The 5,833-nt window shown below is 66.1% G+C and carries 5 protein-coding genes; all 5 read right to left on the reverse strand.

The window, feature by feature from the left end:
- Window positions 1–43: 43 nt before the first annotated feature.
- Window positions 44–1,231, reverse strand: a complete 1,188-nt coding sequence (locus tag VM94_RS15650) for an efflux RND transporter periplasmic adaptor subunit (RefSeq protein WP_046684242.1) — start codon at window positions 1,229–1,231, stop codon at window positions 44–46.
- Between the two features lie 91 nt (window positions 1,232–1,322).
- Window positions 1,323–1,664, reverse strand: a complete 342-nt coding sequence (locus tag VM94_RS15655; RefSeq protein ID WP_046684243.1) for a DUF3325 domain-containing protein — start codon at window positions 1,662–1,664, stop codon at window positions 1,323–1,325.
- Window positions 1,661–3,364 carry a PepSY-associated TM helix domain-containing protein gene (locus VM94_RS15660; RefSeq protein ID WP_046684244.1) on the reverse strand — a complete coding sequence of 568 codons (1,704 nt, stop codon included), beginning with the start codon at window positions 3,362–3,364 and terminating at the stop codon, window positions 1,661–1,663. The genes VM94_RS15655 and VM94_RS15660 overlap by 4 nt, the downstream gene beginning before the upstream one ends.
- The gene (locus VM94_RS15665) at window positions 3,361–3,642 is read right to left on the reverse strand and encodes a hypothetical protein (protein WP_082127733.1); all 282 of its coding nucleotides are present in this window, start codon (window positions 3,640–3,642) and stop codon (window positions 3,361–3,363) included. The genes VM94_RS15660 and VM94_RS15665 overlap by 4 nt, the downstream gene beginning before the upstream one ends.
- A gap of 110 nt (window positions 3,643–3,752) precedes the next feature.
- Window positions 3,753–5,833, reverse strand: a 2,081-nt coding sequence (locus VM94_RS15670) for a TonB-dependent siderophore receptor (RefSeq protein WP_082127734.1), incomplete at its 5' end; no start/stop codon positions are given.

Below are 5,833 nucleotides of genomic sequence, written 5' to 3' on the forward strand. Positions count from 1 at the left end.
GGCTCTCCTGCTTGTCCCAGCGACCTGGCCTCGCTCATCGCGCTCACAGCTGGAACCTGCTGCTGCCGCTGCCGGCCGGCTGCTCGCCCGTGACCAGCAACTCACCTTCGCGCAAGCCTTGCAGCACTTCCGCGCTGAGGCGGTTGCGCACGCCGACGGTGACGGCGCGCGTATCGACCTTGCCATCCGCATCCATCACGCGGGCCGTGAACTGCCCCGGCTTGGCGCCTTCTTCCGTCGACGGTTTCAGGGCCGGCAAGGGCACGGCCAGCACATTGTTCGCCGCCGCCGTGACAAACACCACTTGCGCCGTCATCTGCGGCATCAGTTCGCCATCGGCGTTATCCACGTCGAACAGCACTGTATACAGGATCACCTTGCTGGTCGACGGCGCCAGGGCCGTGCCGGCGGCGGAACCGCCGGGCACTGGCGGCGCCGGCAGCACTTGCCGCACCTTGCCGCTCCAGCGCCGCTGGTCGCCGCCCAGGGTGGTGAAGTACACGGGCATGTCCGGGCGCACGCGGCGCACGTCCGCTTCCGACACTTCCGTCCACACGGTCATGGCCGACAGGTCGGCGATGCGCAGGATGTTCGGCGTCTGGTACGTGGCGTTCAGGGTTTGCCCCTCTTTCGCGTCCAGTCCCACCACCTTGCCGGCCATCGGCGCGTAGATGCGCGTGTAACCAAGACGGGCCTCGTCCGCCTTCAGGCTGGCCTGGGTCTGGTCGATCTGCGCCTTCAGGTGGTCGATCTTGGCGCCGGCCGAGGCCAGGGTGGCTTCTGCCGTTTCCAGGTCGGCCAAGGGGGTCGAATCGAACTTGGCCATCTGCTTCTGGCGCACATGCTGCTGGCTCGCCAGGCGGTGCTGCGCCTGCTGGTCGGCCAGCTGCGCGCGCAAGCCCGCCAGAGCGGCACGGCCCGCATCGACCGTGGCTTGCTGCACGCTGGGGTCGATCTCGGCCAGCAGCTGGCCTTTATCGACGTCGCTGCCCGGCTGCACGTGCAAACGCGTGATCTGGCCCGACACCTGCGCGCCCACGTCGACATAGGTTTGCGGCTGCAGGGTGCCGATGGCCGTGACGCTGGCCTCGATATTGCCGCGCTTGACGGGCGCCGTGTCGAACACGGTTTTCGGGCCGCGCGTGGCCCACAATGCGCCGGCGCCGAACAGCGCCAGCAAGACCACGCCGCCCAGGATGCGGGCGCGGCGGGTAGGCAGGCGGGCCGCCATCAGGCAGCCGCTTTCAGTACATTCAAAACATCAATCGGTGTCGCCAGGCGTGAAAAGTGCATCGGTCTATCCTTGAAAATAGCAGTCAACATCACTGCAGGAACGTCACAAGACCTGCCAGCGCGGCGACGGCTGCCAGCAGGGAACTACGAAACAGCAAGCGGGGGGCATACGACAGCAGCAGGGCCACCAGCAGCGCACCGGCCGATATGAAACCGAGCCAGGCGACGACGCCGACGGTAGCGCTCCAGCCGGCCACGCAGGGCCAGATGGCCAGCGCCAGCAGGAAGGTGCCGGCCAGCTGCAGCGCGCGCCGCACGTTCGGCGCCGCGTCCCGACCCCAGACCTGGCCGTGGTGGCGGTCCATCGCCAGCGAGAGGCTGGCCATGCCCGCATACGACAGGCCCAGCGCGCACAGGATGGTAGGGATCATGATTGTCCTTCCGTAGTGACTTGCAGGCTGGCCGTGGACGCGGCGTTTTCCCTGGCCGCGGCCTTTTTCACGGGCTTTTCCTTGCGCTTGTGGACTTTCCACGCGCCCCAGGCGGCCAGCAGGCCAAAGGCCATGCTGCCCAGTTCCACGCCGGCGCTTTCCCAGTCGCCGCGCGCGATTTGCGCTGCCAGGTTGTCGCCCGTGCTCAGTACATTCAGGACGGGAAGCAGCAGGCACAGGGCGGCCAGCAAGCCCAGTTGTTCGATCCACGCGCGCTTTTCAGCGCGCAGGCAGGCGTGCACCAGCATCACAAACCACACGCCGAAGAAGGCGCGCAATTCCCAGCCGGCGCGGTGCTCGACGCCGATGGGAATCAGGCGGTTGGCCCACAGGAAGCCCACGCAGGCGATGGCCAGGCCGGCAATCGCCGCCACGTTCAGGCATGCGATGACGCGGTACACGCGCTGCGTGTAGGCGCCGAATTCGCCGCCGGATTTCTGGCGGCGCTTGACCATGAACAGGATGGCGCCCGTGCCCATCATGGCCGTGCCGGCCAGGCCGCAGAAGAAATACAGCCAGCGCATCGGCGTGCCGCCGAAGCCCGCCATGTGCAGGTTCGACATGACGGCGCGCGTCAGGCCCGCGCCGCCCGTATCCGACTCGCCGGGCCGGCGCAAGGCGACCTGTTCGCCCGTGGCCAGCGCATAGCAGGCCCTGCCCGTGTTGGCGCTGAGGCGTTCCATCGTGTCCGTCTCTTCATTCCAGCCGTACATGCACACGCGCATGGAGGCGTCGTTCGGGTTGTCCAGCACCACGGCGCGAATTTCCTGGCCGATGGCCTGCTCGGCCCGCAGCGCGAACGATTCCAGCGCGGGAATGGCCAGCGGCTGGCCTGTCTTCGCGGGTTTACCCACATCGTTCCAGTCGGCCAGGAAGGCCTTCTTGGCATTGTCCATGCCGTATTGCGCCACCACGGGGGCCGGCACATAGTCATCGCTAAAAAATGCCAGGCCCGTGTAGGCGATCATGAATTGGAACGGCAACGTCAGCACGGCCACCGCGTTGTGCGCGTCGAGCCACGAACGCTGGCCCTTGGCCGGGCGGAAGGTGAAGAAATCCTTGAAGATGCGCTTGTGCGTGATGACGCCGCTCACCAGCGCCACCAGCATGATCATGGTGGTGATGGCGACGACCCACACGCCGATGCGTCCCGCGTGCAGCTCGTAATGAAAATCGACGAAATGGTGGCCGCCGATGGTGTCGCGCTGCGTTGCCTCGCGCGCATGTTCGATGACGGCGCCCGTCAGCGGATCGAGGTCCGCCGAGCCATAGCCGCCGGCGGGCTGGAACCAGTAGGCGGACAGGCCGTGGCCGGGACGCTGCACGGGCCAGATTTCCCACATGTCCGCCTTCGGATGTTCCTTCGCCATGAAGTCGAGCGCCAGTTCCAGGCGGTGCCCACGGTCCGTGACCTTCGGCAGCGGCGGATCGTTCGCATGGGCCGCCTCTTCCAGTGCATGTTCGGGCGTCATCCAGTGGGTGATCGGTTCGTCGAAGACGGCCAGGGTGCCGGTCAGGAAAATGGCGAACAGCAGCCAGGAAATCCACAGCCCGCTCCATGTATGCAGCCAGGCCATCGCCTGGCGCAAGCCGCCCTGCTGCGGCGTCTTGACCACTTTGTCTACCCTGACGGCGTTCATGCGGCACCCCGCGACAGCAGCAGGCCAAGGCCGCCGCAGACGATGGCCGGCAACAGCATCCCGAGCCAGGCGCGGCGCAGGTCTTGCACGGCAAAGACCCAGATCACGGCGCAGGTGTAGACGACGAAGGCGCTCAGGGTGGCCGTCAGCACGGCTTCGGCGCGCGACAGCGGCAGCACGGCCGACAGCAGCACGGCCACGCCGGACGTCAGTGCATAGCCGCCAAAGATGGCGGCCAGCACGCGCGAGAACAACATCATGTGGGCCGATTTCATCATCGCGGCGCTCCCTGCGGCATGCGCTGGCGCGCGCCATCGCGGGCCAGATTCAACTGCACTTCCATAAGCCATGCATCCTTCATCAAGATAGATCATTCAAAAGCGGTTATTTACAGTGTGTAGTTCAAGGTCAGCATCAGGTTGCGCGGCGTGCCCACCATGTTGCCGAAGACATCGGAATAGATGCTCTGGTAGTAGTGCTTGTCCAGCGCATTGTTGACGTTCAGTCGCAGCTCGGCGCGGCTGTCGATCTGCCACGCCGCGTTCAAGCCCACGATCGCGTAACGACCCTGGCGCAGATGATAGGTGCCGTCGTTCGACTCCGTCGCGCCTTGCCCGTACACCGAGGCGCCGACGCGCCAGCCCTGCGCCGCGCCGGACAGGCGGTAGCTGGTGGCCAGCTTGAGCTGCTGGCGCGGATAGCGACTGTTGAAATCCTTGCCGATATTGGCCGGATCGCTGTCGCGCTTGAATTGCGCCTTCACATAGGTAAAACCGGCCGACAGCTGCCAGTCCGGCGTCAGCGCGCCCGCCACGTCCAGTTCCACGCCTTCGCTGCGCACTTCGCCCGACGCACGCTGGCAATAGCCCCACGTGCTGCCCGGGCAGGGGTTCGGGCCGGCCAGGTCGTCCACGCCACGGTTTTGCTGGCGGATCTGGAACACGGCCGCGCTGGCATTGAGGACGCCGCCAAAGTATTCACCCTTCACGCCCGCTTCATAGTTGGTGCCGCTGATCGGCTTCAATGGCTGCGCATGGGCGTCGGTGGCCGCCTGCGGCTGGAAGATTTCCGTCCAGCTGGCGTACACGGAGTGCTGCTTGTCGAGGTCATACACGACACCGGCATACGGCGTGTATTCGCGCGCCACCGAGTAGCCGGCATCGTCCTTGTACCAGCTGACGCGACCGCCCAGCACCAGCGACAGCGGGTCGGCCAGGCGCATGCGCGTGCCTGCATACACGCCGCTTTGCTCGGTGATGCTGGCCGTGCGCCACTGCGCATAGTTGATGACGGGGCGCGCCACGCTGCCCGCATCCCAGTGGAACGGGTCGAGCACCGGCGCCGCCGCGCCCCAGCTGTACGGGGCCCAGCCACCATAGCTGTTTTTCGACGAACGGCGGTGGCTGGCGCCGACCGTCAGCTCGTGCTCGCGGCCGAACAGGCTGTAGCTGCCGCTCGCATACGCGTCATAGCTGGTGTTGGCCAGCTCGGCGCGGTAGCTTTGCGAATTGAAGCGCAGGGTGTCGCCGCGGCGGTTGATGCCGGAAAACGTCGTGTCAATCTCGGGCGTCTTGCGCGTGGCGGCCAGCTTGGTCTTCCAGCCGTTGGCAAAGCGGTGTTCCAGTTCGGCGAAGATGGTCTTGTCCGTCTGGCGCCAGTCGTCGAAATCGCTGCCCAGATAGGTCGAGCGGGGCAAATCCAGGAAGCGGCCGTCGGCGGCCGTCACCACGCCCGTCGCGACGCCGTCGTTGTCCGTCTTGCGGTAGTGCGCGCCCACGGTCAAGGTGGTGTCGGGGCGCAGGTCCGCTTCGATGATGCCGTACAGCTGGTGATTGCGGCCATGCAGCACGTCGACAAAATCCTTCTTGTCCTGCACCGTCACGACGATGCGCCCGCGCAGGGTTTTCGCTTCGTTGAGCGCATTGGCCGCATCGGCTTCCAGGCGGTAGTTGCTCCAGCTGCCCACGCTGGCTGAAAACGTGGCTTGCGGCGTGGCCGTCGGGCGCTTGCGCACCATGTTGATGGCCGCGCTGGGCGTGCCGCTGCCCGTCATCAAGCCCGTGGCGCCGCGCACCACCTCGATGCGGTCATAGATGGCCAGGTCGTCATTGTCGCCATTGAAGGTGCCGTTCGCGCCCAGGCTGGTGGGCAAGCCATCGAACAGGATGTTGTCGATTGGAAAGCCGCGTGCGCTGAAACTGCCCGAATCGCCCGTAAAGTTACCCTTTTGCATGACCAGGCCCGTGATCGACTGCACGGCGTCGTCCAGTGTGGTGATGCCCAGGTCGTCGATCTGCTGGCGCGTCAGCACGCTGACCGACTGCGGCGTCTCGCGCAGCGACAGGTTCAGCTTGGTTGCCGTATTGCTCACGCCCGTCGTATACGAGCCGCTGCCCTCTGTTGTCGCATCGCGCCCCGCCGTGACGGACACGCCAAGCATGGTCTGTTCGGTGGCGGGAGTGGCTGGGG

It is taken from the genome of Janthinobacterium sp. KBS0711, assembly GCF_000988085.1.
Lineage (GTDB): Bacteria > Pseudomonadota > Gammaproteobacteria > Burkholderiales > Burkholderiaceae_D > Janthinobacterium > Janthinobacterium lividum_E.